At 30.7% G+C, this 26,569-nt stretch carries 22 protein-coding genes; 4 read left to right on the forward strand and 18 right to left on the reverse strand.

Annotation, left to right across the window (positions count from 1 at the left end; all coding sequences use genetic code 11):
- Window positions 1–294 precede the first annotated feature (294 nt).
- The 4 genes from RYK99_RS06390 to RYK99_RS06405 are packed head-to-tail and all read right to left on the reverse strand — an operon-like array spanning window position 295 to window position 4,705.
- Window positions 295–1,644: an HlyD family efflux transporter periplasmic adaptor subunit gene (locus RYK99_RS06390; RefSeq protein WP_314991088.1), complete on the reverse strand. Its 1,350-nt coding sequence runs from the start codon at window positions 1,642–1,644 to the stop codon at window positions 295–297.
- An 11-nt stretch (window positions 1,645–1,655) separates the two neighbouring features.
- Window positions 1,656–3,854: a peptidase domain-containing ABC transporter gene (locus RYK99_RS06395; RefSeq protein ID WP_314991091.1), complete on the reverse strand. Its 2,199-nt coding sequence runs from the start codon at window positions 3,852–3,854 to the stop codon at window positions 1,656–1,658.
- Between the two features lie 15 nt (window positions 3,855–3,869).
- Window positions 3,870–4,043, reverse strand: a complete 174-nt coding sequence (locus tag RYK99_RS06400; RefSeq protein ID WP_314991093.1) for a ComC/BlpC family leader-containing pheromone/bacteriocin — start codon at window positions 4,041–4,043, stop codon at window positions 3,870–3,872.
- An 11-nt stretch (window positions 4,044–4,054) separates the two neighbouring features.
- The gene (locus RYK99_RS06405; protein ID WP_314991095.1) at window positions 4,055–4,705 is read right to left on the reverse strand and encodes a hypothetical protein; all 651 of its coding nucleotides are present in this window, start codon (window positions 4,703–4,705) and stop codon (window positions 4,055–4,057) included.
- Window positions 4,706–5,468: 763 nt separating this feature from the next.
- On the opposite strand from RYK99_RS06405, the gene RYK99_RS06410 reads away from it, so the two are divergent.
- Window positions 5,469–6,230: a GHKL domain-containing protein gene (locus RYK99_RS06410; protein ID WP_314991097.1), complete on the forward strand. Its 762-nt coding sequence runs from the start codon at window positions 5,469–5,471 to the stop codon at window positions 6,228–6,230.
- Between the two features lie 70 nt (window positions 6,231–6,300).
- Here the strand turns inward: RYK99_RS06410 and RYK99_RS06415 are convergent, their stop codons facing one another.
- Window positions 6,301–6,447, reverse strand: coding sequence for a hypothetical protein (locus tag RYK99_RS06415; protein ID WP_314991099.1), 147 nt, complete (start codon window positions 6,445–6,447; stop codon window positions 6,301–6,303).
- Window positions 6,448–6,615: 168 nt separating this feature from the next.
- The gene (locus RYK99_RS06420) at window positions 6,616–6,795 is read right to left on the reverse strand and encodes a hypothetical protein (RefSeq protein WP_314991101.1); all 180 of its coding nucleotides are present in this window, start codon (window positions 6,793–6,795) and stop codon (window positions 6,616–6,618) included.
- Between the two features lie 241 nt (window positions 6,796–7,036).
- On the opposite strand from RYK99_RS06420, the gene RYK99_RS06425 reads away from it, so the two are divergent.
- Complete coding sequence (locus RYK99_RS06425) at window positions 7,037–7,777, forward strand: LytTR family DNA-binding domain-containing protein (protein ID WP_314991103.1); 741 nt, start codon at window positions 7,037–7,039, stop codon at window positions 7,775–7,777.
- A 154-nt stretch (window positions 7,778–7,931) separates the two neighbouring features.
- Here the strand turns inward: RYK99_RS06425 and RYK99_RS06430 are convergent, their stop codons facing one another.
- From RYK99_RS06430 to RYK99_RS06445, 4 genes are all read right to left on the reverse strand, one after another.
- On the reverse strand, window positions 7,932–8,966 hold the full coding sequence (locus RYK99_RS06430) for a YdcF family protein (protein WP_314991106.1): 1,035 nt from the start codon (window positions 8,964–8,966) through the stop codon (window positions 7,932–7,934).
- A gap of 216 nt (window positions 8,967–9,182) precedes the next feature.
- Window positions 9,183–11,504, reverse strand: coding sequence for an ATP-binding cassette domain-containing protein (locus RYK99_RS06435; RefSeq protein ID WP_314991108.1), 2,322 nt, complete (start codon window positions 11,502–11,504; stop codon window positions 9,183–9,185).
- A gap of 215 nt (window positions 11,505–11,719) precedes the next feature.
- Window positions 11,720–12,334 carry a DUF1648 domain-containing protein gene (locus RYK99_RS06440; protein WP_314991110.1) on the reverse strand — a complete coding sequence of 205 codons (615 nt, stop codon included), beginning with the start codon at window positions 12,332–12,334 and terminating at the stop codon, window positions 11,720–11,722.
- Entirely contained in the window at window positions 12,321–12,593 is a 273-nt protein-coding gene (locus RYK99_RS06445) for an autorepressor SdpR family transcription factor (RefSeq protein ID WP_314991112.1), read from the reverse strand. The genes RYK99_RS06440 and RYK99_RS06445 overlap by 14 nt, the downstream gene beginning before the upstream one ends.
- Window positions 12,594–13,131: 538 nt before the next feature.
- Here RYK99_RS06445 and RYK99_RS06450 point away from each other — a divergent pair.
- Window positions 13,132–14,130, forward strand: coding sequence for a D-2-hydroxyacid dehydrogenase (locus RYK99_RS06450; RefSeq protein ID WP_314991114.1), 999 nt, complete (start codon window positions 13,132–13,134; stop codon window positions 14,128–14,130).
- Window positions 14,131–14,962: 832 nt separating this feature from the next.
- Here the strand turns inward: RYK99_RS06450 and pyk are convergent.
- From pyk to RYK99_RS06480, 6 genes are all read right to left on the reverse strand, one after another.
- Window positions 14,963–16,408, reverse strand: coding sequence for a pyruvate kinase (gene pyk, locus RYK99_RS06455; RefSeq protein WP_314991116.1), 1,446 nt, complete (start codon window positions 16,406–16,408; stop codon window positions 14,963–14,965).
- Window positions 16,409–16,517: 109 nt separating this feature from the next.
- Window positions 16,518–17,480, reverse strand: a complete 963-nt coding sequence (pfkA, locus tag RYK99_RS06460) for a 6-phosphofructokinase (protein ID WP_271966241.1) — start codon at window positions 17,478–17,480, stop codon at window positions 16,518–16,520.
- Between the two features lie 130 nt (window positions 17,481–17,610).
- On the reverse strand, window positions 17,611–20,880 hold the full coding sequence (locus RYK99_RS06465) for a DNA polymerase III subunit alpha (protein WP_314991119.1): 3,270 nt from the start codon (window positions 20,878–20,880) through the stop codon (window positions 17,611–17,613).
- A gap of 48 nt (window positions 20,881–20,928) precedes the next feature.
- Window positions 20,929–21,519 (reverse strand): flavin reductase family protein, encoded by a 591-nt coding sequence (locus tag RYK99_RS06470; protein ID WP_314991120.1) that lies wholly within the window; start codon window positions 21,517–21,519, stop codon window positions 20,929–20,931.
- Window positions 21,520–21,563: 44 nt separating this feature from the next.
- Complete coding sequence (yaaA, locus tag RYK99_RS06475; protein ID WP_314991122.1) at window positions 21,564–22,292, reverse strand: peroxide stress protein YaaA; 729 nt, start codon at window positions 22,290–22,292, stop codon at window positions 21,564–21,566.
- A 2-nt stretch (window positions 22,293–22,294) separates the two neighbouring features.
- The gene (locus tag RYK99_RS06480) at window positions 22,295–22,708 is read right to left on the reverse strand and encodes a hypothetical protein (protein ID WP_314991124.1); all 414 of its coding nucleotides are present in this window, start codon (window positions 22,706–22,708) and stop codon (window positions 22,295–22,297) included.
- A gap of 217 nt (window positions 22,709–22,925) precedes the next feature.
- Here RYK99_RS06480 and glpK point away from each other — a divergent pair, with 217 nt between their 5' ends.
- Complete coding sequence (glpK, locus tag RYK99_RS06485) at window positions 22,926–24,422, forward strand: glycerol kinase GlpK (protein ID WP_314991126.1); 1,497 nt, start codon at window positions 22,926–22,928, stop codon at window positions 24,420–24,422.
- A gap of 409 nt (window positions 24,423–24,831) precedes the next feature.
- On the opposite strand, the gene RYK99_RS06490 is transcribed toward glpK, so the two are convergent.
- Together RYK99_RS06490 and RYK99_RS06495 are read right to left on the reverse strand one after the other, a co-directional pair.
- Window positions 24,832–25,581 carry a protein-ADP-ribose hydrolase gene (locus RYK99_RS06490; RefSeq protein ID WP_314991128.1) on the reverse strand — a complete coding sequence of 250 codons (750 nt, stop codon included), beginning with the start codon at window positions 25,579–25,581 and terminating at the stop codon, window positions 24,832–24,834.
- Window positions 25,582–25,803: 222 nt separating this feature from the next.
- A partial coding sequence (locus RYK99_RS06495; RefSeq protein WP_314991130.1) for an LPXTG cell wall anchor domain-containing protein occupies window positions 25,804–26,569 on the reverse strand: 766 nt, incomplete at its 5' end.

A 26,569-nucleotide genomic window follows, 5' to 3' on the forward strand; every position in this document is an offset into this window, starting at 1 on the left:
CTGCCTAGATCTTATTTCCTATTTTTCTCCATGCCCCGAATTTGACAAAGAGCCATTAAAATAAGGCTTCGCCTTTTTTATCATTCTCTTTTGGCTCATCCAAGCGATAGCGCGGAAGGACTTCTACATATTTTTATTTTTAAGGATTTTTTCGCTATTTTTTATTTGTAATTTAGGACATTTTCCCTTTTGCTTGACACCTCTCTATAATTCGACTTTCTAATATCAATACAAATTTTATCTATACCATCTCTTCCTATACATAATTATTATAAATTAATCTATCACGTATCATTAAATACTAATTTTACTACCACCAAATAAATGTCTTTTTACATAATTCCACATAGACTCTTTTCCCACTTTTACATTTGCAGCACCAACCATTCCATATGCAAGTTTTTCATCTCCACTTTGTACATCTACTTTCACTTCATAGACAGTAATATTTTGCTCTTTATTAGAATCCTTAACTTGTGTTGTAAAAGTAGTTGGTAATTCTGAAACCTCTTGAACTTTTCCTTTAACAATACTTTTATCCTCATTGTCAAACTGAATAGTAATCTGTTTATCTTTTTTCATACTTTTAATGTCCTTCGGTTGAATATATAAGATAACCTTATTTTTGCTTTCTTCTTGAAGGATACTTACTAGTGGTTGTGATAATTCTACCCCATTTCCTTTTGTTAGATTTTTTTCTAATCTTATTTTTCCTTTATGAACAGCCTTTATTTCTAAATCATTCATTAACTCTTTATTACCGTTAACCTCACTAGTTTTCGCCTTTAATGCGTCATCTACTTCAGTAAGTTTTGAACTTATACTACTTAATGTAGTAGTTTTTAAATTTTCTACTTTTGCATTCCCCTGAGTAGCTATATCACTTGCCGCTGCACTGATTTCACTATTTCTTTTATTGATATTTTTGTAGGCTACATCTATTGTTTTTTGTAATTTTAATAAATCGCTTTGTCCTTGCGATATTTGTTCTTTTAATCTCAATTTCATCTGAGACTCTTGCTCATTATTATATAATTCGATAATCTTATTTATTTTTTCAACTAACACTTCTTTTTCTACTTCTAAATTATCCACCGCCGAAGTATCGCTCTTTCCTCTCAGCGCTGAATTCGCTTGAACATTATTTTCTGTTTGAAGTGTATTTATACTTTGAATATAATTATTATACTCATCAACATAACTTACTGGATCATCTGAATTTAGTTTATTTACCCCACTACTAATACTATCATGTAATCTTTGGAGTTGTTGTTTTTTCTTCTCTAAATTCTCTTTAGTCTCATTAAGTAATTTTGAATTTACTTCTTTTTCTATATTTTTCAGTTTTAATATTTTCTCGCCTTCTTCAACTGTATCTCCATCTTTCTTATAAACTTCTTCTATTTCAGCTTTTGATGTAGCTTTTAAAGTTATAATATCTTTAGATGGTTCTACACTTGCATTAGCATCTACACTAATATCAACCTTAAAAAATATGATAAATAGTACTAATATAACTAATACTCCTACTAATATCATAAGAAGTTTCTTTATAAATACCGGTGGCTTTTTATTTAGGAGAACATTACTATCTTCTAATTGCTTTAAACTATATAATTTTTTCATTCCATTTTTATTTACCATAGTAGTTTCTCCTATATCATTTGATTCTTCCATAGCTCATAGTACTCGCCCTCATTACAAATCAGTTCTTCATGCTTACCTGTTTCTACAATTTTTTTATCTTTTAATACAAATATTTGATCTGCATGTTTTATCGTACTTAACCTATGGGCTATCATTATTATTGTTGGCTTTTCATCTTTAAATCCTGTTTCAAAATCTATTGTTTTTAATCTTTTTATAATCTTTTGTTCTGTGATAGAATCTAATGCACTAGTTGCCTCATCTAAAATTAAAATACTAGGTTTTTTCAGTAATGCTTTAGCAATAGAAAGACGTTGTAGCTGACCTCCGCTTAAATTTTTTCCATTTTCTTCTAATACTGTTTCATACTTCTGAGGTAAACCCTCAATAAATTCATGTATTTCCGCATATTCACAAGCTTTTACCACATCTTCCATACTATCCACAAAATCAATACCGTATAAAAGATTCTCTAGTATAGTTCCACTGAAAAAGAAGGTATCTTGTGTAACATATGATATTCGAGATCGTAAATACTCATCTTTTATTGCTTCTATTCTATGACTATCTATTTTTATCTCTCCTTCATCTGGTTGATAAAATCTCACTAATAATTTCGCAAGTGTAGATTTCCCACTACCACTTTCCCCTACAAAGGCAATGTGTTGCCCTGGATAAAATTTTATATTTATATTTTCCAAAACATTTCCACGATTTCCATATCCAAAACTAACATCTTTCATTTCAGAATGAACACAATATAGTGGATAATGCGGCACTGTACATTGATAACTATTAGTCCCAGTTTGCGCTTCACTTTCACTCTTGAGTTCTAATATTTCTCCTAGTCTTTTTGTCGCTATTGTAGCTGATTGTATTTTAGGTTGCAATTCTATGAATCGCTCAATCGGTCCTAAAAAATATATTACTAATGCGTTAAATGTTAGTAAATCCCCTAACGTCATTTCTCCTCTTATAACATAAGTCGAACCTATCCATAGAATAAATAAACTTACCGCTAAATCTAAGAAGCCTTTTATAGAGCTTTGAGCATTCGTGTACATACCAAGCTTAAATATTTTCTTCATTAGTTTTATAAAATAACTTTCTGCTTTAACAAAGATTTCATCTTCTGCTTGATATGCACGTATTGTTTGAATACCACTTATTGATTCAACTAAATACGAATTTAACTTCGCATTTGATTCCATTTGTTCTTCGTTATATCTGTTATATGGTTTAGAAAAAGCATAAGCTAAAGATACGTATATCGGAATAGTCAATAACGTTATTAAAAATAAAGTAGAATTTTGAATATACAATATTATACTTCCTACTATTATCATTACTATATCTATTAGAGATGTTACTGCTGCCGATGCAATCGCGTCTCTTATTTTACTCGCATCCATAAAACGAGATAAAACCTCTCCTACTTTTCTTGTTTCAAAGAAATTCATAGGTAGACTTAGCACATGTTTATAATAACCCAACATCAAGCTAATGTCTGTACGCATTCCAAAATACAATATCAAATGATTTCTAGCAAATGTTAAAACATTTTGTAATACATACATAAATAATATCCCGAGTGATATAGTGTGCAAACTGGTTAAAAGTTGATTTGGCACTATATCATCAACTAAAAATTTAAAATAAAACGTTCCTAAAAAACCAAATAGGTTTAAAAATAAAGACGCTATAAATATGGCGATAATAAGATTCTTATTCGGCTTCAACACACTCAACATCATCGGTAGGAATTTTATACTTTCATCACCTTTTTTAAAGTATTTATTCTTTTCTATTAATACCAATACACCTGTCCAATATTGACAAAATTCCTCTATTTTTTCTGCCCTACGCCCTTTAGCAGGATCCACAACAGTAACTATATTATTTCTTACTTCATCTATTATAACAAAATGAGCAAATCCATCTTTTGTTATTACATGTGCTATTGATGGAGTAGGTATTTCATTTAAAGCTGAAGGCTCTTCGGCACGAACACCCTGAGCATTAAACCCTAGCTTCTCAGCTATTTTCATAAGCCCTGCAATATTCGTACCTTGAAGATCTGTCCCCCCATACTCACGCAGTCTTGTCACAGATACGCTATAACCATAATAATTAGAAATCATAGCCATACAAACCGGTCCACAATCTTTTGGATCTGTTTGTTTTATATATTTTATTCTTTTTCTCATTATATGCTCCTTAAATTAAGAAATATTAATATTATGTTTTCCCTCCACTATTTCCTTTCTCTTTACCCTAAAATACTCCATAAACTCTTCCCAAAAACCTCCTCCATTTATTGTTTCCAATTCTATGTTTGTTAATTTTAAAAACTTACTATTCTTTTTTTGTTTAATATTATTTTTTTCTTTTCTCATGATAATTCTCCTTATCTTGCACTCGATGTTTTAGGTAAAATCTTTACTTTATTCACTTCAACATTATTTTTACTAATCTGAATTTTTTCTATACGTTCATTTGTAGTTATCGATTCTTTATTAGTTTCAATAATATTATTTTCTTTTCTGCTAATATTAGAATCTTGCATTGAACGCTTCTCTATACTCTCAGTATCTTCTTTAAAAAATCTATCATACAAACCCTTAGCTGTTATCCCGATTCCTGCCGAACCATTTACTACTTTACCTTCTTTTACATATAATACTGCTGGTACTCCAGGAATTTGTAATTTTGATAGAAAAACTTTAGCATCTTTATCTAAATCCGGACTTTCTATATCATAATAATTCAGCTTATTTCCATATAAAATATTAAATTCTCTCAATATTGGAGAAAATTTTCTACAATGCGAGCAAGTTTTTCTTCCAAGATATAGTACAAATGTCTCTTTATTTTCAAATTTAGAATAAATTTCTTTCATATTTAATTTATTAAATCTATCCACAGTTTGAAGATATTGATCTTCTGTAACTTCCTTTTCTTCTATCTTATTGTTAACCACTGTATCGTTTGCGTAAATAGTTGAAGTATTAGAAAATATAGCTGATGCAACCAAAATTGAAATTAGTATTTTATTCATTTTTTATCACCTCATGTATATTATTATAAATATTTTTTCAACAAACATCTGTTCATCAAATTATACTATTTATATATATTATACACTGTATTATTCTCTAAAAATTAAGTTTTACCTAAACTGATATTTTCTATACCTAAAACTAGTTTTTTATTGATTATCCATCTAAATAATGATAAAATTTTACTTATAATTACAAAGGAAATAAAACATGAACAATCATTATCTATATTTAGGCGAGCATATTATTAAAATTTTATTAATATCAATCCCTATATTATACATTTTAGAAAAACAATTTTTTCTAAAATTCAACAACAAATTATATATACTATTCATTACAATATTTTCTTCAATCTATCTAGTATCTATCTTTAGTCTAGGGTACTTTATTATGACATTTACTGCCATACCGATTATATTTGCATTTATGTACAATAAGACAAAAGTACGTATATTCAATATTTTAATAATCATTTTATATAACACAGTTTTAATGAAAATCTCCGAGATAGCAACTGGATTTATATATATATTTATACATATTAAACCAGAACTTATCAACTTCGCAGATTTACTTATATACTGTATTTCAACTGTAATTCTCGCTAAAAAGATAAAAATAAATTTAGATATAATATTTACAAAAGAATACAGAAAGATACATATATTCCTGCTATCAATAATAATATTTATACTTATATTCTATAATTACTTAAGTATATATTCTCTATTAGGAAAAGATAATATTGCGTTATATTATATGACTGTTATAACAATTTCAGTATTTTTTCTATTATTTTCTTCAATCACATATAATCTTGTAAAAAATACTAAAATTATATCAGAAGTCAAAAGCGAAAATCAGAAACTCGAACAACAGAAAAAGTACATTTTAGACTTAGAGAAAAACAATAATGAAATCAGGAAATTCAAACACGATTTCAATAATATCATTTTAGGATTAGATGGTTATATCAACAACGATGACTTCGATAAAGAAAAACTAAAAAAATACTTTAACAGTACTATTATGAACTACAATAATAATATAGAACTTAATGATATCGTTATAGCCAAACTGAATTCGATAAAAGTAAGTTCACTTAAAAGTCTAATTACAAACAAAGTATTAGTGGCACAAAATAATAACATTGATGTTGATATCAATATTGAAGGTGAGATAACTGACTTCTATACAGATGAAATGCAACTAAGTAGAATTTTAGGGATTCTGTTAGACAACGCTATAGAAGCAGCCCTTGAAGTTACTGACGATAAAAAAATTGAGATAAATATTATTCAAATCGATAAAACTACCGATATCCAAATATCTAATACCTTTAATAACATCGGAATACCTATAGCAGATTTTAACAAAGAAGGATTCTCTACAAAAGGAACTAATAGAGGGTTAGGTCTAAATTCTGCTCATGAAATTGCAAATAAACTAAATATGCTGTTAAATACTGAAATAGATGGGAATACTTTTATACAAAACTTATCTATAGAAGGAAATTATTAACACTACATTAGCTAAAAATAAAGATAGATGAGCCCTAGAAATTATAACTATAATTTCTAGGGCTCAATTCCTAATACGGTCCTACTCCTAAATCTCTATTGGCTTCTCTAGCTCCTTCTATAAAGCTATGTACTCCATCTATAAATCCTGGAATACTCAAAATCCATTTCCATCCCCCTGAAATTTCAAATAATTCACTATTTTCTAACTTTTTCATTCTCAATTCCTCCTTTTTTTATTCTATATATCGTTAGCCCGATATACAATAATAAACAAACTACCTTTACTAAATACCATAATCTATCAAATTCTATCGGATACACTGTAGTAATAAGAAATACTATAAGAAATATTTCTGATTTTTTTAATTTATTCATATTCCACCCTATGGCCATCCAAAACCATTATCTTCTCTTGCTTGTTCAGCATTAGAACGCCCTGTCGTAACAGCCCAATATTGTACTTTATATCCTACTCCACGGATTAAGCAGTCCCAAACTCCACTACAACCTCCTGAAGTATTTTCAAGGTCATCACTATTTAATGTTACATAGAAATTTTTCATGTTATATCTACCTCTTTCTTCCATATTTTTGTAATCGGTACTATTTACATTTATTATTATACTATATTTTTTTTGTTTTTATAATTTATTACCTGAAAAGCTAATTTTCTTACCTAAACAACATAAAATTTCACGCTATTGTATATAAAACGCTTTCTATGGTATAATTAACACCATACTATATTATACAAATACTAGAACATCACATTTACTTAAAAAACATCTAAACAAGGAGGGCTGTATGAAAATCTTAATATGTGAAGATAACAAAACAATACTCGATATTATACATAAAACTGTCGCAAACTACACTATGATTCATGATTGGGATAGGGTTACTATATTCCCAACTAATAATGTAACAGAAACATTAGAGATCATTAATAACGAAAAGATAGATTTCTTTTTCCTTGATATAGATCTTGGAAATAATGAAATCAATGGTATTGAGTTAGGTAGAAAAATTCGTGATATAGATCCTTTCGCTAAACTTATCTACATCACATCACATGATAATATGCAAAACATTATACTACAAAAAATGATTTCACCTTTTGCATATATCTTAAAAAACAAGGACAGTTTAGAAAAAGAAATACGCTCCATTTTAGAAGCTGTTTATAGTCAATATAAAAAAGAAATAATCACAAATCCTAACACTAACAAAATACCTATAAAAATAGGTACAAGACAATTATTTTTCCATATAGATGACATACTGTACTTCGAAACTTTCGGAAATCACAAAATATCAATCGTATTAAAAGACAGAAAAAACTACTCATTCTATGGAAAACTATCAGAAATTGTACAACTCAATAAAAAACTTATATACTGTCATAAATCATACATCATGAATATAGACAACATATTAGAAATAGAAAAAGATAAAATAGTATTTATAAATAATGTCGAATTACTATTATCAGAAAACGCAATACGAAAAATCAAAAAAACTATTAAAGAAAACTTCAATAATTAAGCTATATTATTAATTAGAAATACATTGAAAATCTAACTTCTAATTCAGTATACAAAAAAACTCGAAAATTCCAATCTTAATTAAGTTGGTTTTTCGAGTTTTTATTAATGTATTCTCTATTTGTTCTAAACAATTTTTATTCTTTTTTACTTTTTTAATAATTAATCCAATAATATATCTCCACAAATAAAACAGCCGCTATAAACAAGAATGTCAGTACACCTATGACTATAGCGTGTATTTTCCTTTTGAAATATAGATATCCTATAAATTCTCTAATAAAAGCATTTAGTGTAAAATAGAATTTTGTCGGTGCCCCATAACCAATACATCTAAATCCTAGCGTTCTTGCTTGAACTAATGCTCGATAAACGTGATAATAATTCGTCACCACAGCGAAACTTTTATCAGCTGGAATAAATTTCTTCGAAAAAATAATATTTTCTTCAGTACGTGTCGATTTATCTTCTAAAATTATATCTTTTTCATCAACACCTTGCTCAACAGCGTAATTTTTCATTGCAAAGGCCTCAGATACTACTTCATCAGGACCTTGACCTCCTGACATAATCAGTTTACTCCCAGGATTAGCTTTATAAACTTTTATCCCTTTTCTAATTCTACTAGCAAGAAGTGGAGTTACTCTCTCTCCAATCAACCCCGCACCTAAAACTACTACATAATCAATCTTTCTCGGCAAGATATTAATGAAGTTTAAAACACTGGATACCAAGTAAGACATTGCTATACATAGAAAATATAAAACTACTAAACTAACATAAACATAAAGTGTGTTTAACGCAATATTATCACGTGTATAAGTAGCAACACGTGGCCAATAAACTATATAACCTACAAGTAAGAAAAACGTAGCTAGACCCAGTAAGTTACCTACTCTCAAACCTTCTCTTTTAATAAGCATAAATGAATTGTATAGAAACATTATTACTACTGCAATTGGTAATAGTGTGAATATCACAATTGCAATGACAAGTAATACTACACCTAAACTATAAACAAAGTTATTATCTGTTGCATTATTAGTAATAAGAGTCATTATATAAAAAATAAAACTTAAACCTGTCGCTATAAAAAATATTCCTAAAAATAGATTTCTTCTATCGAAATACAGAACAGATAAAAATAAAAGAAGAAATATCACAAAAACTATAAACGAACCTATTACCATAAAAACCTCCTTCTTGCATATGTATGTATTATAAATTATATTGCAAAATTAGTATAAGTGTCAATCACGTCTAAAAACAATCTAAATCTTCCCCTTAAAATTACCTTAACAATAAATATTAAAACGAGGAATATTAGATTTATTATAATAACCAAAAGTTACATTTGTTCACAACTTCTCGATTATAACACAATCTGCTATTCCTCATATTATTTTTTATTCAGTTCTCAGCGCTTCTACTGGATCTTTTTTCGCAGCTATTCTTGATGGAATAATACTAGCTATAAGCGTTAGTACTAAACTAAGAGCTATTAATCCGATTGATGCTTGAGCACTTAATGAAGCTGTGAAACTCTCCACTTCTAATCCCTTAGCAATTGCTCTACTAATAGGAATAGATAGAAGCATAGTCACCACTACACCTACAGCTCCAGAAATAAATCCGATTAACCCTGCTTCTGCGATAAAGATTCTTGTAATATCTTTTTTACGAGCACCGATTGCACGTAAAATACCAATTTCCTTCGTTCTTTCCACTACAGATACATACGTCAGTATCCCAATCATAATAGATGACACGATTAGCGAGATTCCCGCAAATGCTGATAAGATTAATGAAATTGTATTAATCATCTGTGACATTATCGTTGTCATCTGCTTCGCCATATCCGCATATGTGATACTATATTTGTGATAATCTGCACTGTCTGATCCGTATTTCTCAGCCACTTTTTTGTTAAAATTATTAATAACCTCTGCTATTTTATCACGATCATTAAAAGATTTTGGATAAAGCATAATTGCGCTTGGCGTAGATTTCCCACCTATTGTCGCAAGAATCTGATCAGCCATGTCCGCATCAATTTTCTGACGCGTCGCAACATTTACAGTTTTGTCCGTTTCTTGCGCAACTACAATATCCGATTTTGCCTCTTTTTCCAGCATCTTATTTTGCAATGATTTTGCATATCCGATTGTCATCTGAGGTCTAGTGAAACTATCTTTAGCTTTAAGTATAGCTACTACCTTAACCTTAGTTCCCGAATCATACATCTTAGTATCAACGTCACGTGGAACAAAACCATCACCGATTTTTCTGTAATAGTTATTATTATCTATAACGCTAAATTCTTTTCCAATAATATCTTCATACTTAACTTTTGAATTTTCATCAAAGCCTAATGCTTTTAGTGTTGCTTTATCGATTTCGTTATTTTTCGCAGTAAATAACACGACTTCATTATCACTAGGATATTCAAAATTATCTTTAGATGATTTTACCACTTCGTATTGATTCATAATCATATTCTTATCTTCTGGTAATACTCCAAAAATACTATCACCGAATGCATCTTGATCTTGTTTTACAGCAATTACATCACCTTTTGCATTTTTAGTCAAGGCTTGAATTGTATATCCTTGAGTAAATTCAATCGCAGAATAATAATCCTTCGCATTATTTTGAATATAGTTTATAAATGTTTCTCCATTTCCTAATGCATCCACCGAATACAAGTTTCTGTGTACATCACGGCTAGACTTCGGCACTAACTCTGAACCATTAGAATCTTTTTCTGAATTATCATCATCAACACTAAGCCCAAAGTTTACCTGATTTGCACTAATCATAATCGGCATAGACGATAAATTCTCATTTTGCATCGTTTGAATATACTTATCCATACCAGATGATATCGACAATACTAAACCTATACTAATAATACCTATACTGCTAGCAGCAACCGTCATAAACGTACGGAATTTTTTCGTAAGAAGGTTTTTAAAACTTGATTTAATCGCACTACTAAATGCCATCGCAGTTTTCTTCAAAGAAAATCCATTGTCAACGCTCTCTTTAGTTATGTAAGGATTTGTATCTTCTTGAATCTCTCCATCTTTAACTCGGACTATTCTATCACTATATTTTTTCGCTATTTCTGGATTGTGCGTTACCATTATAACTAACTTCGTCTTGCTTATTTCTTTAATAAGTTCCATAATCTGAGCACTAGTCTTACTGTCTAACGCTCCTGTAGGCTCATCAGCAAGAATAATCTTTGGATCAGTAACCAATGCACGAGCAATCGCCACCCTTTGCATCTGACCTCCAGAAAGTTGATTAGGCTTTTTATAAAGATGCTCCGCTAAGCCAACATCTTCTAATACTTTCTTAGCTTTTTCATGATTTTCTGAATTAGAATGCCCTGATATAGACAAAGCTAATTTTACATTCTCAATAACACTTAAATGAGATATTAAGTTATAACTTTGAAAGACAAAACCTATAGTCCCATTTCTATAACTATCCCAATCTCTATCTTTAAATTCTTTAGTAGAACGTCCCATAAGCGCCATATCACCAGATGTATATTTATCTAACCCACCTATAATGTTTAATAACGTCGTCTTTCCACTTCCACTAGCACCTAAAATCGAGACAAATTCATTTTCTCTAAAATGAATATTTACAGATTTTAGTACTTCTACTTCACTACCACCAGTATTATACTTCTTAACTATATTTTTAAGTTCTAACACTTTGTACCTCCTAATCTATAATTGTTGAAAACAAAAAATAGTTTGCATAAATTATTCTCATAATTTCGATTATAACACAAACTTCTAATCACTAAAAGCAATACCATAAATAATTAAATCTAAAATAAATTCCAGTTCAAATAAAAAACTGGAATTTAACCTAATAATAATTTTCAGCTAAAATCTACTTTAAGAGTCTAAAATAGAATAGGTTGCTAATCTTTATATTTATTAACCAAGTAAAAAGGTAAAACTGTAGAGAAAATTGCAAAAATAACTATTAAAACTAACGCTACTGTTGAACTAAAGAATCCACTAATAAATATAGCAACTCCACTAAAAGTCATATACAACGCGTAAGCTCTTACTACTTTTTGCTCATTGACACCTTGTTCTAAACCAAAAAGATTAAAATTGTATTTTCCCCAAAACTCTTTTTTAGGCAGATAGTTACCAAGTATAATAACCACTATTCCGATAACAAACACTGTTAATTGTGGTACATTAAAATTATTATCTAAAGCATATGCCACTATGCCACCTTGAACTAAAACACTTATTACAGGTATAATCCCTTTAATTATTAGCGCACCTTTTTTCGGAGTTTTGTCAAAATCCACTACTAGCGAAATAATAATCTGAACTATCGCTAAAAATATAGGAACACCTATAATTGCATGAGTTTTACTCACAAAATTATCAGGCTCTCCGCTAACATTGAAATGCACAGCTATTTGTTCAGGTAATACATTAAAATAATAAACCCCTATTAATATCGGCAATAAACAAACACCAACACTTAGAAACAAACTCTTTTTATCTATTCTCATTATCTTTTCCTCCTAAACCATAGATCCAGACCAGAACTTCTTCGAATACACTGGCGTTCAATTCATAATATATAAAATTCTTATGTCTAGATTCTAATATCAAACCTGCTTTTTTTAATTGCGTTAGATGATACGATACAGTCGCCCCAGATAAATTGAATTCTGAAGCTAATTCTCCAGCACTTCTCTTCTCTTCTTTTAACAATTCCAAAATATTTCTTCTTACTGGATCAGATATCGCTTTTAAAGTTTCACTCATCCCATTTTTATCACCTCTTTTAAAGTTTGAACTGCAATTCTATTTAGATATCTTTCTAAATAGATTATAACTCTACTTCATATTGAAGTCAATAACTATTTAGAAATTTTTCTAAATAGTTGATAGAATTTGTTTAACACAACCTATTAGCTGTACTATAAATTACAATATTTTTATGATTATATTTTTTAATAATAAGATTATATTTATCTATATGATATTATAATTAATATCTATTATACAATTACACTCTACATCAAACACGTTTTCATTTTAAATTTTCAAGCAAATATTACAACAACACCTTTGGAAACGTATTAATTTTATGGAATATATTATCTGTACTATACATTTAACACTGTTGACAAACTTTGTTATTCTCTTTAAAATAATGATTGTAAGCGTTATCTATAATCTGTTGTACTATCTTTATATATTATATTTTAGATGAATACTAGATGCCAAAAATGATAATTTAATACGTTATTTTAATCTACTATTCATCTAGAATATAAAAAAATTAAAAGGAGATTATATTATGAAATTAGCACTATTTAACTTGAGAGAAGATGAAAGACCATTTGTTGATGCCTGGTTAAAAGAACATCCTGAAGTAGAGATTGATCTTCATGAAGGAGAACTTCAAGCAGAAACAAAACACTTATTAGAAGGGAAACAAGGAGCAGTAATGTTCCAAAATAGACCATTTGCTAAAGAAGTATACGATTATGCAAAAGAACAAGGTGTTAAAGTTATCGCAAACAGAATGGCAGGATTCGATATTTATGATATAAAATATATGCGTAAATTAGGAATTAGCATGACTAACGTTCCTCGTTACTCTCCAAACGCAATCGCAGAACATGTTGTTACTACTGTCTTATATATCAGTAGAAATATTAAAAAAATACTTAACAATGTTGAGAAACATGATTTCACATGGAATAAAAATATAATTTCTCGAGAATTAAAAACTCTTACTGTAGGTGTCCTAGGAACAGGGAACATTGGACGCCAAGCTGCAACACTATTTAAGGGACTAGGTTGCAAAGTTATTGGTTATGATTTATATCCTTCTGACGCTGCTCGTGAAGTTTTAGAGTATGTTGACAGCATCGACGAATTACTAGCTCAATCTGATGTTGTGACTATTCATGTACCTGCTACAAAAGAATATACTCATATGGTAAATGATGATTTCTTCAGTAAAATGAAAGATGGCTCTATCTTCGCTAATGCTGCTCGTGGTGTTCTTGTCGATACTAAAGCTGTTATTCGCGCTCTAGATAGCGGAAAATTATTAGGAGCTAGCCTTGATGTATACGAAAACGAAGGAAACTACGTTCCTAAAGACTTCACAAACAAAGACTTCGATGATTCATTAATGCAACAATTAATAGATAGAGATGATATCATCTATACTCCACATACTGCATTCTATACAGAAACAGCAGTTAAAAATCTTGTAGAAGGTGCATTAAACGCTGCTGTCGAAGTTATTACTACTGGAGATTCTCCTAATATCGTCAACAGATAGTTTGTTATATTATATTCATTGATTCTAAATCTTTTCATAAAAAGGAATATACTTGATAATGTTTATCGGTTATTCCTTTTTATATTTTTGTGACTATTCAAATGATATTATCTGTAAGTTTGCATAACCTAAATATTTTTATCTATTAACTATATAATAACATTCTATATTGTATATACATATTTAGATATAGAAATATATTTACATCAGCTATTTTTGTAAAACCTTATTTCATTTGACAACCACACTCATTTTGTTACAATAAAGATGTAAACAGTTAGTAGGATAATTTTATCATTAAAATATCTTAGTATAATTAATATTATTTATATTTTTTTCGATTATACTATTTGTTGCATTTTGATATTAATTATTACTAAAATATCGTTTCAGAAGTTCTTCAAAAAATCCACATCATCTTAAACGTAAATTTTGAAAAATTTCTTAATAGCATATGATAAGCATTATATGAGTTAATAGATAGAAGAGGATATGTCTATATGCCTCATACAATCGTCCAGATTGTTCTTAAAACTGTGGAAGTATATTATTCTTCCATTTTTACGGCTATACTCGTTATAGTCATAATTTCCTTTCGATTGTTAAATTTATTTAACAATAAAACTTTTAATTTAATATCGGAAGAAATTCCGATTACTACAAAATAACAATTTACCCTAAATTCTTATTTTGTGTTCATATAACGAAAAGCGGTCCATTACGGGCCACTTTTTGTTTTTTATTCAACATCGTATTCATTATCTTAGTTTTTTATATGACGAAAAAGAAGAAGTAAGACTTAATCCTACTTCTTCTAATTTTATATTTAATATTAGTCGATTACTGAAACTTTTAAGAAGTTTGTTGATCCAACGTTACTTCTTGAAGTGTTTACTGGGATACCTCCAGTGATTACTATAGCATCACCTTTTTTAGCGTATCCTGAAGTTTCTGCGATACTTTTAGCTGTATCTAACATTTCGTCAGTTGATTTAACTTGTTCAGAAATTTGAGCGTCTACACCCCATACTAAGCTTAATCCACGAGCAACTTTTTCACTTGGAGTTACAGCTAAGATAGCTGCATTTGGACGGTATTTAGAAATTAATCTAGCTGTTTGTCCTGATTCAGTGTAAGTTACGATTGTGTGTAAGTCTAAGTTTAGAGCTGTGTATCCTACAGATACTCCAATTGCGTTTGTAATATCTTTAGAAACGATTTTTTTAGAACGATCTTTTAAGATACGAGAGTAATCTTGCATTTCTTCAGTACGTTTAGCGATTGTAGCCATTGTACGAACTGATTCGATTGGGTAAGCACCTGCTGCAGATTCTCCTGATAACATGATTGCATCAGTTCCATCGTAGATTGCGTTAGCTACGTCAGATACTTCGGCACGTGTTGGACGTGGATTTTTTTGCATTGAGTCTAACATTTGAGTAGCTGTGATTACGAATTTACCAGCTGCATTACATTTAGCAATAATGTCTTTTTGCATAATTGGTACTTCTTCTGCTGGTACTTCAACCCCAAGGTCACCACGAGCGATCATGATACCGTCAGATACTTCGATGATTTCATCGATGTTATCGATAGCTTCTTGACATTCGATTTTAGGGATGATTTGAACGTGTTCACATCCTTCTTCTTTAAGAATACGTCTAACTTCTAGTACGTTTTCTTTAGTACGAACGAATGAAGCAGCAACGAAGTCAATATCATTTTTACATCCGAAACGGATATCTTCTTCATCTTTTGGAGTAATACCTGGTAATTTTGTAGATACACCTGGAACGTTAACTCCTTTTTTGTTTTTAAGTACTCCACCGTTTTGTACTGTAGTGTAGATTAATCCTGCTTCAGCGTCTACGCTGTTTACAGTTAATCCGATTAATCCGTCGTCAAGTAAGATAGTGTCTCCAGCTTTAACGTCGTGTACTAATTCTCCATATGTGATTGAGAATTTTTCTGGAGTTCCTAGAACTTCTGTCATAGAAACGATAACGTCTTTTCCAGTTTCTAACATGATTGCATCATTTTCCATGTTGTTAGTTCTGATTTCAGGTCCTTTAGTATCTAAAAGGATAGCTAAGTTAGTTCCTGTAGCTTCTCTTACTTCTTTAATAGTTTGAATTCTTGCTCCGTGTTCTGAGTAGTCACCGTGTGAGAAGTTAAGACGACATACGTTCATCCCTAATTCTACCATTTCAGTAAGTTTTGCTTTATCTTCAGACTTAGGTCCAATTGTACAAATTATTTTAGTTTTTTTCTGTATCATAAATATACCTCTTAATTTTTTATCTTTTAATATTTTAACTCATTTTCATTATGTTTTCAAATATTTTCTTGAATAATACTATTTTTATCTAAAGAAAACGTTTTTCAAACTAAATTGAAAGTTGTTTAGAAACTTCGTAGATTGAAAGATCCACGTTGTGAACATCACTAAATACGTCTTCGAATCTAGTACTTACAAGTTTGTTATTTTGAATACCTACTGCACGTCCTGATTCTCCAGCTAATAATAGTTGAACAGCATAGTTACCTAAACGAGATGCTAGTACTCTGTCTTGAGCTGTTGGAGTACCACCACGTTGGATGTGTCCTAAAATAGTTGCTCTTACTTCTTCTCCTGTAAGTTCTTTAAGTTTTGCAGCCAGCTCTTGTCCACCCATTACACCTTCAGCAAGAACGATGATTGAGTGTTTTTTACCACGATCTTCACCAGCTTTAATACGTGCAACAACTTCTTCGATATCTTCTTTTTTCTCTGGAATTAGAAGACTTTCACTTCCTCCAGCGATACCAGCGAATAATGCTAAGTCCCCTGCATTACGCCCCATTACCTCAATAATGAATGCACGCTCGTGACTTGATGCTGTATCACGAACTTTGTCAATAGCGTCAACGATTGTGTTAAGCGCAGTATCGAATCCGATAGTGTAATCTGTACAACAAATATCGTTATCGATTGTTCCTGGAACTCCGATAGTTTGGATATTCATTTCGTTACTTAAAGCCATAGCTCCACGGTATGAACCATCTCCACCGATTACTACTAATCCATCAATTCCTAATGCTTCTAAGTTTTTAATAGCACCTTTTCTAACTTCTGGGTTAGCGAATTCTGGAAGACGAGCTGAGTAAAGCATTGTTCCTCCACGGTTAATGATGTTACCAACATCTCCAACTTCAAGTTTTTTAATGTTGTTTTCTACTAATCCTTTGTATCCTTGATATACTCCATAAACTTCTAATCCATTATAGATTGCTGTTCTTACAACGGCACGCACAGCTGCGTTCATTCCTGGTGCATCCCCACCACTTGTTAAAACTGCTATTTTTTTCATGTAGTCTTACCTTCCTCGTATTTGTTATTAATTATTTTTTTAATTTACTTATCAACAATATCATATTTTTGTTATTTTTTCTAGTAAAAACATAATTTTGTTTAATTTTTGTTCGAATTTTTTTGTTTTTTTAAGAGTATGCTATTTTGATACGTTTTCCTGGGAAATTTTCAAAAAATTTCTGAACAAATTCCTGTTCGTTTTCTATTGATATCGTTTTACCTCTGTTAGAATCATCGTTCAGCAGAGCTACAACCTTTACTCTACCTACCTCAGACTTGTACTCATTTAAAAATTTAAGTATTTCTTCATCAACTATCATATAGATAATTTTTATATTACTAAGACAGTACTCTCTATAATTTCTAAGACTTGCAATCTTTTCTAAGATATACTGTTCTCTTCCATTTCGAAGCTGTTTTTTCAATGTCATTACCGCAAAACTTCCTACTTTTATAAATACATTAGCGTACTTATAAACACTTGGGAACACAGTAACATCATAATCATTCTTCCCGTCATTTACAGTTAAAAATGCCATATAATCACCGTTTTTAGTCTTAATTTCTTTTCTTGTGATTATTTCAACATAACTATCACTAAGTTCAGCTCCTATATACTGTAATGGTAGATAAGAATATTTTTCTTTTTCTACTTGAACGGGATGTTTTAAAAAGTATGTACCCGTTACTTCTTTTTCCATCTGAATTTTTTCAGTAATAGAATAATCTTCTACTTCTTCTACCTTTAACGTTAAACCACTTTCTGCAGATAAGGCAACACGTACATTATTAATATACTGCCTATTATCTGAATAATAATCATCGACTTTCTTCATTAACGTAGCACGATTATATCCAAAAGTGTCCATTGCTCCTGCCTTAACTAAAGAAACCGCAGCTTGATAGTCTACTTTTTTGTTCATACGTTTTAAGAAATCATCTATATCTAAGTAGCGTCCAAAATTTATTCTATCTTGTACTATTTCATACCCACTTCTATAGCCAACATTCTTAATCGCAGTTAGAGCAAACACAATATCATTTTTATAGACACTAAAATTCGATAGACTTCGATTCACATCAGGTTTCACCAGATTTATCCCTAGGTTATTAAGTTCTTGCTTATACTCGTTAATTTTTTTCTCACTACTTATAACGTTGTTTAATAAAGCCGTCATAAAATACTTAGTATAATAAACTTTCAAATACGCCAAACGATACGCAAGCATACTATACACAACCGCGTGACTCTTATTAAAACCATAGTTCGCAAAAGTTACAATAAGATCAAAAAGTTTTTTAGCTACTTGCAGATCATATCCTGCAGCAACACTCTTCTCTACGAAGATACGTCCATAGTACTCTAAATCTTCTTTTTTCTTTTTACTTACAGCTCTTCTCATATTATCAGCTTCATTTAAACTCATATGAGCGAAATTCACCGCTATCAGCATAATCTGTTCTTGATAGACTATTACCCCGTAAGTATCTTTTAATATTTTCTCTAAATGAGGATGCGGATATACCACTTGCTCTTCTTTGTTTTTTCTACGCACGTAGACTTCTATCTGAGCCATCGGCCCCGGTCTATAAAGAGCATTCATCGCAACAATATCATTAAACTCCGTAGGTTTCAAGAGATTTAATTTCTCCTTCATTCCACTCGATTCAAACTGGAAGATACCTTCTGTCTTACCTTTGGCAAATAATTCATACACTTTAGGATCTTGGTAATTTATCTTCGTTATATCAAATGTCGGATTTTCTTTTTTTATCTCTTCAACAATACTCGATACCATCGTAAGATATCTAATACCTAAGAAATCTATTTTTAATAAACCAACACTCTCAACATCATCCATCGTCCATTGCGTTAAATATTTCGTCATATTTGATTCTGCAAGCGGAGCATAATTAACCAGCGGTTTATCATCACTTATTACTATCCCAGCTGCATGCACTGACGGATTCTTCGGTAAGTTTTCTAAACTCATCGCTATGCTAAACCAGCGTTTATTAATATTACTCTTATTAATAAATGCCCTTAACTCTTCTGACATTTCGTAACATTCTTTCAATGTTCTTGTCGAGCTAATATTATTACTAATAAATTTTAAAGTCTGTTCATCAAATTGCAATATTCTCGCAGATTCTCTTGCCGCACTTTTCGATTGAAATGTTGTAAAAGTAATAATTTGTGCAACCTTATCCTGACCGTACTTCTCTTCTACATATTTTATAACTTCATCACGTCTAGTATCTTGGAAATCAATATCGATATCGGGCATAGATATACGCTCTTTGTTTAAAAATCTTTCGAACAGAAGATTATATTCTAGTGGATCCGCTTCTGTTATATCTAATAAATAACAAACTAAACTTCCCGCAGCACTACCACGTCCTGCTCCTACTAGAATGCCATTATCTTTCGCATACTTCACAAAATCATAAACAATTAAGAAATAATCGTTAAAGCCCATTTCATCGATAATCTTAAGTTCATAACTATAGCGTTTTTTATAAGGATATAAATCTTTACCAACTAGCTTTTCTTTTACACCTTTTTGAACTAAGAAATGCAAGTACTCTTTAGATGAAAACTTAGAATATATGTCTTCTTTTTCTCCATAAACATACTTAGGAAGATGATAACCCGAAAAGTTCAACTCATATTGACACTTATCAACAATATTTTGCTGATTTTTAAATGACTTTTTAAAAATATTTTGTAATTCTTCGTCACCAAGTGCTAATATTTCTTCAAAGTCCTTTTGTTCTCTTACAAATTCATCTCCTGAAATTGTCGTTAGTTCTTGTATATTTAGCTTTTTATTATCGCGAATAGCACGACTAACAATGACTTGCTGATAGTTCTCTTTATTAAGATAGTAACTAGGTTTTGTATAAACAACATTTTCATAAAAACTATAAGGACTTACTTGAAAACTTTCATTAAAACCGAAGTAAAAATCATAATTGCTAAAAAGATTATTTAAGTATGAAAATTCCATGCTATCTCTAAGTTCATCAACAACTATTAAAACAAAATCATCGCTATATTCTTTCATCTCACTAGAAAAATCTTCTATAGTCCACTCTTCTCCATTCATAAACTTAGTAGAAATTTCTAATAATTTATAGAACATCTTCTCAGATTTACACAATATGTTGAATTTTAGAAAACCAATCCCATATCCTAAGCTTACTTCTAACCCTTGAATAAGGTTGATTCCAGCTCTCTTAGATTCTTTATGTGCTTTTATCGCTCCGTACATATTCGGATCAACGATAACAACAGACCTTTGACTATCTCTTGCTAATTTCAAAAACAGACTTTCATACTTTATAGTACTGTTCAAAAGATCATAAGCACTATGCACCTGCAAATTGTAATACATACTAATATCCTCCTTTCCTCAATATTCTCTAATTCTGTTTAATCGATATTATCCGCAAAGTGGATTATATTCGTCGTCTTCTGAAGAACATCCCATATTTTCTCCATGATTTTTACTTTGTTCATTAAAATATCGATATACTCGTTTGTTATCATCACCCATAAAGTAAATCGGGTTAAACTGTGTATATTTCATATTTCCTTCTTCGTCTAAAAGATTCTCGCAAACTACTCTGCGTTTTATCGAAGCTACAAAATTCGTATATTTCCCATATTCTAAAACACTCTCTACTTTGCACTCAAGCGATAAAATACACTCATCCATTATCGGTGCATCAATGTATTTTGCTGGATCATATGTCATATCAGCCATTCCAATTTTATTTTGACCTGAATGGAAACCAGCAATCTCAACCTTGCTAAGTATTTGTTGACACGGTACGTTAACGGTAAATTCTCCATATTCTTTAATATTATCGACCGCATTACTATCTGTTGAAAGCCCAACTGTAATCATATCACCTAAAGAATATGATGAACTACAAGCTGTCACATTGTATCTCCATTTTTTATCTTTATATCCTATTAATATTACTGGAAATCCGTAATATAATTTACTGGTTTTAGTTTCTAATTTCATCTTTTTTTGTCCTCTTGATTATTTTCCTTTCATAGTATATATTCTTATCTCTTAGCTATAAAAGCTAATACTTTTTCTTCTGAATGTTCTTTACTAAATTCAAATCCATCGAACTTTATTTTTTTCATTTCCTCAATTGATGAGACTTTGTTTTTTACAAGTTCAGTTAAGAATTTACCCCTTGCTTTTTTAGAAATTGTAGAGTGCACTTTTAACTTCCCTTCTTTTTCTTCCATAAAGCTGATTTTTATAAATTTCTCTTTTTGATTCTTTGAAAAAACTTCTTCAAATTCACTAGATAATAATGAAACAACAAAATCTTCATCTTTAATACTTTCATCATAACTAGCTCGCCAGAAATTCTTTAAAGACTCTCCTGAGATTTTTACATTTTGTAAAAAATCTAGTCTATGTTCTTGAATCAAATCATAAGCACCAATTACTCCATATAATGATGTTGTAATAAATACATTTTCTTTTACATACTTTATATCATCTTCATCAAAGTTATCGCGATCTATGTTTCTATACATTAGACCATTGAATAATTCTAATGCTTCATAACTTTTTGCTGTGTTGTTTTTTATATCTTGCCAGCGAGAGAACTCTTCTGTCGCCTTATCTTCTTTAATTTTATAAACTTTAGCTAAATCTTGGGCACTAAACTTAGCAAATTCAGCAACTATTTCATTACTTTTCTCACTAAGTTCTAACGCTTCTTGCGGCGTTGCTTTTTTGTTTAATTCTTTAGCTGTCGGTATTAAAATTTTCATTATTATTCCTCTTCTTCAGGTAACTCTAAGAAGCTATTTTCGATTAAGCTTTCTACTTCCATTAATACGAAATTGTACTCTGTTGCTTCTATAGCAGGATTAATAATTAAAGTATTGAAGTAACCTACTACGAAATCACGATTTGCAACTTCAAGTTTGAACATATATTCACTAATTTCATCGACTAAAAATGCTGTTTCTTTAAGCACTTTATCCTCATAAGTATTCGCGTAGTGTACTTTTTCTAAAAGTCTACGAATTTCTAAATCGGCATGTTCTTTAGCGAAACGATCGCGAATATGTTTCGCAAGCTCCTCTGTTTTAAGAGCCACTGTATTAAATTTTTCTTTTTGTAAAACACCATTTTCCTCTAATTTTTCTAACAACGCTGTTAAAGATTTATGTAAACTATTCATTGTATTTCTCCTTTATTTTATAATAAATTATTTTAAAAACTATCATTCTCTATTTTATAAGAAAAACATGAAAAACGCTAATAATACGCTATGTGATAATCTATTCTCTTCTTACTGAGATCCCTGCTTTCAATATACAATTATCCATTGTCTTCAACTTTTAAACATTATTAGAAAATGATATAATATTAGTGACATAACTATTTTGAGGTGGAGTATGAAAAAATACATAATGGCAATAGATCAAGGTACTACTAGTTCTAGAGCGATAATTTTTAATAAGAATGCAGAGATAATAGCGAGTAGTCAAAAAGAGTTCCCGCAAATTTTCCCTCAGTCTGGATGGGTTGAACATGATGCTAATGCAATTTGGAACTCTATTCAATCAGTAATCGCAGAAGTATTTATCGAAAGTGGAATAAAACCGAATCAAATAGACAGTATCGGTATTACAAATCAACGTGAAACAACTGTAATTTGGGATAAAAATACTGGGCTACCTATTTATAATGCAATTGTTTGGCAAAGTAGACAAAGTGCCGATATAGCAAATAAGCTTGTAAGTGATGGATATAAAGATATGATTCATCAAAAGACTGGTTTAGTAGTTGATGCATATTTCTCAGCTACTAAAATACGTTGGATTTTAGACAATGTTCCTGGAGCTCAACAACGAGCTGAAAATGGAGAACTACTATTTGGAACTATCGATACATGGCTAGTTTGGAAACTTACAGGTGGAAAAACTCACGTTACTGACTATACAAACGCAGCTAGAACGATGTTATTTAATATCAAAGATTTAGCTTGGGATAAAGAAATTTTAGAAATTCTAAATATACCAGAATCTCTTCTACCTGAAGTAAAATCTAATTCAGAAGTATACGGAAAAACTATAGATTATCATTTCTACGGTGGCGAAGTTACGATTAGTGGACTTGCTGGTGACCAACAAGCTGCTCTATTCGGACAACTTGCCTTTGATAAAGGAATGATAAAAAATACATACGGTACAGGATCATTTATCATCATGAATACTGGTGAAAATATGGAACTTTCTAAAAATAACCTACTAACAACTATTGGTTTTGGAATAAATGGAAAAGTTTATTACGCTTTAGAAGGATCTATTTTTATCGCAGGAAGTGCCATTCAGTGGCTACGAGATGGTTTACGTTTAATTAAAAAATCATCTGAAACTGAATCATTAGCATACAATTCTAAAAATAACAACGAAGTATATCTAGTACCAGCTTTCACAGGATTAGGTGCTCCTTATTGGAATCCAAATGCTCGTGGGACTATCTTTGGTTTAACTCGTGCTACTTCAAAAGAAGATTTAGTAAAAGCTACATTACAATCTATCGCCTACCAAGTACGCGATATTATCGATACTATGAAGATTGATGCTAATGTAGAAATACCTCTTCTTAAAGTTGATGGAGGAGCTGCAAACAACGATTACCTTCTAGAATTCCAAGCTAATATTCTAGGTGTTAAAGTTGCACGTGCTGAAAACTTAGAAACAACAGCATTAGGAGCTGCATTCTTAGCTGGTCTTGCTACTGGCTATTGGAAAAACTTAGATGAACTGAAGAACCTAAATACGGCAGGAAAACTATTCGTTCCTACTATGAACAAAGAGGAACGTGAAAAACTATATAAAGGTTGGAAACGTGCAGTAAAAGCAACTCAGATTTTTGCGGAAGAATAGAATATCAGAATACGAAAAGATTGCTTAGAAATAGTCTTAAAATAATACTTTAAAATTACCTTATTTTCTTTGAAACCCAATCTATCTTTTGATTGTTACAATAGTTGGCGTGTGCATCTCAGCGCTTAAAAAGGACAATAAAAAATAACCATCTTTACTTTAGCCGAGTAGATGGTTATTTAATATAATCTTAAACACGAGCTACCGTCTTTTAAGTTAGTCGTTTATTTTTCAAAGTCAAAGACTGAAGAAAAATATTACGAATAATTTATACTACGACTACTATAATTTCTACGAACGTAGTGAGTCAAGAAATTATTAGTAAAGTCAGTGCAAACGGTCACTTTTACATTCACATTTTAACACAAATCTGCATTTAAATCAAAAATCTTGTTATCTCTTGATTCCCTTAACTTAATATGTCTTCATATAATTTTTTATCTAAATCTTTAAACACATTGAATACTACTTTTAGATCAGCATTAGGGTTTTCACTTAAGAATTTCTTAACCTCAGCAACTGCTATTTCTGCAGCAAGGTCATTTGGGAATCTAAATTCTCCCGTACTTATACAACAAAAAGCAATACTCTTAAGATTATTCTCTAAAGCTAATTTTAAAGAATTTCTATAACATGATGCAAGAAGTTCCTTATCATCATCTTCAACAACACGATAAATTATCGGCCCCACAGTATGAATAACATGTTTAGCTGGTAGGTTATAACCCGCTGTTATCTTCGCTTGTCCTGTTTTTTCAAAACTTCCTTGCTCTTTCATTATTTCATCACATTCTTTTCTAAGTTGTAATCCTGCTTGCGTGTGAATAGCATTGTCGATACATCTATGTAGCGGAATTAAACATCCTAGTAACGCTTTATTCGCCGCATTAACTATCGCATCTACTTCCAATGTAGTAATGTCTCCTTGCCACACGTAAATATCTTTTTCAATTTCAGTTAGTTCTTCTAGTTTTGTTATTCCTTTATTTTTTAGAACTTCTTGTAAGTATTCGTCTTGCACTTCATAGAATTCACTCGGTAGCTCCGACACCTTCCATGTATTCATCAGTGTTCTAAATAAATCTTTCTTCTGTTGTTCACCCTCTGGTATTTCTATCTCTGAATTTAGTGTTTTTATTAAATAATCTAGTTTTTCCATAATTTAAATACTTCCTCCGTATCACCTGTTATTATTATATATCTTACTTAGATGTGTGTCTATAATTGAGACATACTAGAATTCTTTTCAGAGGTTAACGGAAAGCTTTAGATTTTTAAAGAAGTTCGTATGAAAACTCTTAGCGCCACTCATTTATTAATAAAAACACGACTTCAAAAATTAGGGAATAAACTCTAACTTTTGAAGTCGATATATTTTATATTATTTTTGTCTACGACGTTTTAGGTAAACAGTCAGTCCTGCTAAAACTAGAACTGCAATTCCCGCGTAAGCTGTCGCATTATTATCTAATCCTGTTTTCGCCAACAATGAATTTGATTTTGAAACTTTTCCGAAATCTTCATCTACATTAAATGTATTTTCTTTCTTAGTTTCTTTTCCAACAAAACCGCCTAGAATATCTTTGATTGATTTTTTATAGACTTTTTTCTCCGCTTCTTTTAATGTTTCCAATGCTTTATCTACTTCTTCTTGAGTAGCTGTAGCTGAAGCCAATAGCTCTTGTGCTTTTTGAACTGCATCTAGATAAGCTTTCTTATCTTCTGCACTTGCACTTTCAAAACTATCTTTCTCTTTAACCTCTGCTAAATGAGCTAGTTGCTCATTTAGTTTTTTCTTATCTACTTTTGGTCCTTCAGGTTGAGGTCTATTTCCTTCTTCTTTCTTAGGTTCTTCAGTTGTTGGTTTCGGCTCTTCTTTTGGAGTTTCAGGTTGCGGTTTATTTCCTTCTTCTTTCTTAGATTCTTCAGTTGTTGATTTCGGCTCTTCTTTTGGAGTCTCAGCTGCTGGTTTCGGTTCCTCTTTCTTAGGTTCTTCAGCTGCTGGTTTTACCTCTTCTTTCTTAGGAGTTTCAGTCGCTGGTTTTGATTCCTCTTTCTTAGGAGTTTCAGTCGCTGGTTTTGATTCCTCTTTCTTAGGAGTTTCAGTCGCTGGTTTTGGTTCCTCTTTCTTAGGTTCTTCAGCTGCT

This window comes from uncultured Gemella sp. (assembly GCF_963537375.1).
Taxonomy (GTDB): domain Bacteria; phylum Bacillota; class Bacilli; order Staphylococcales; family Gemellaceae; genus Gemella.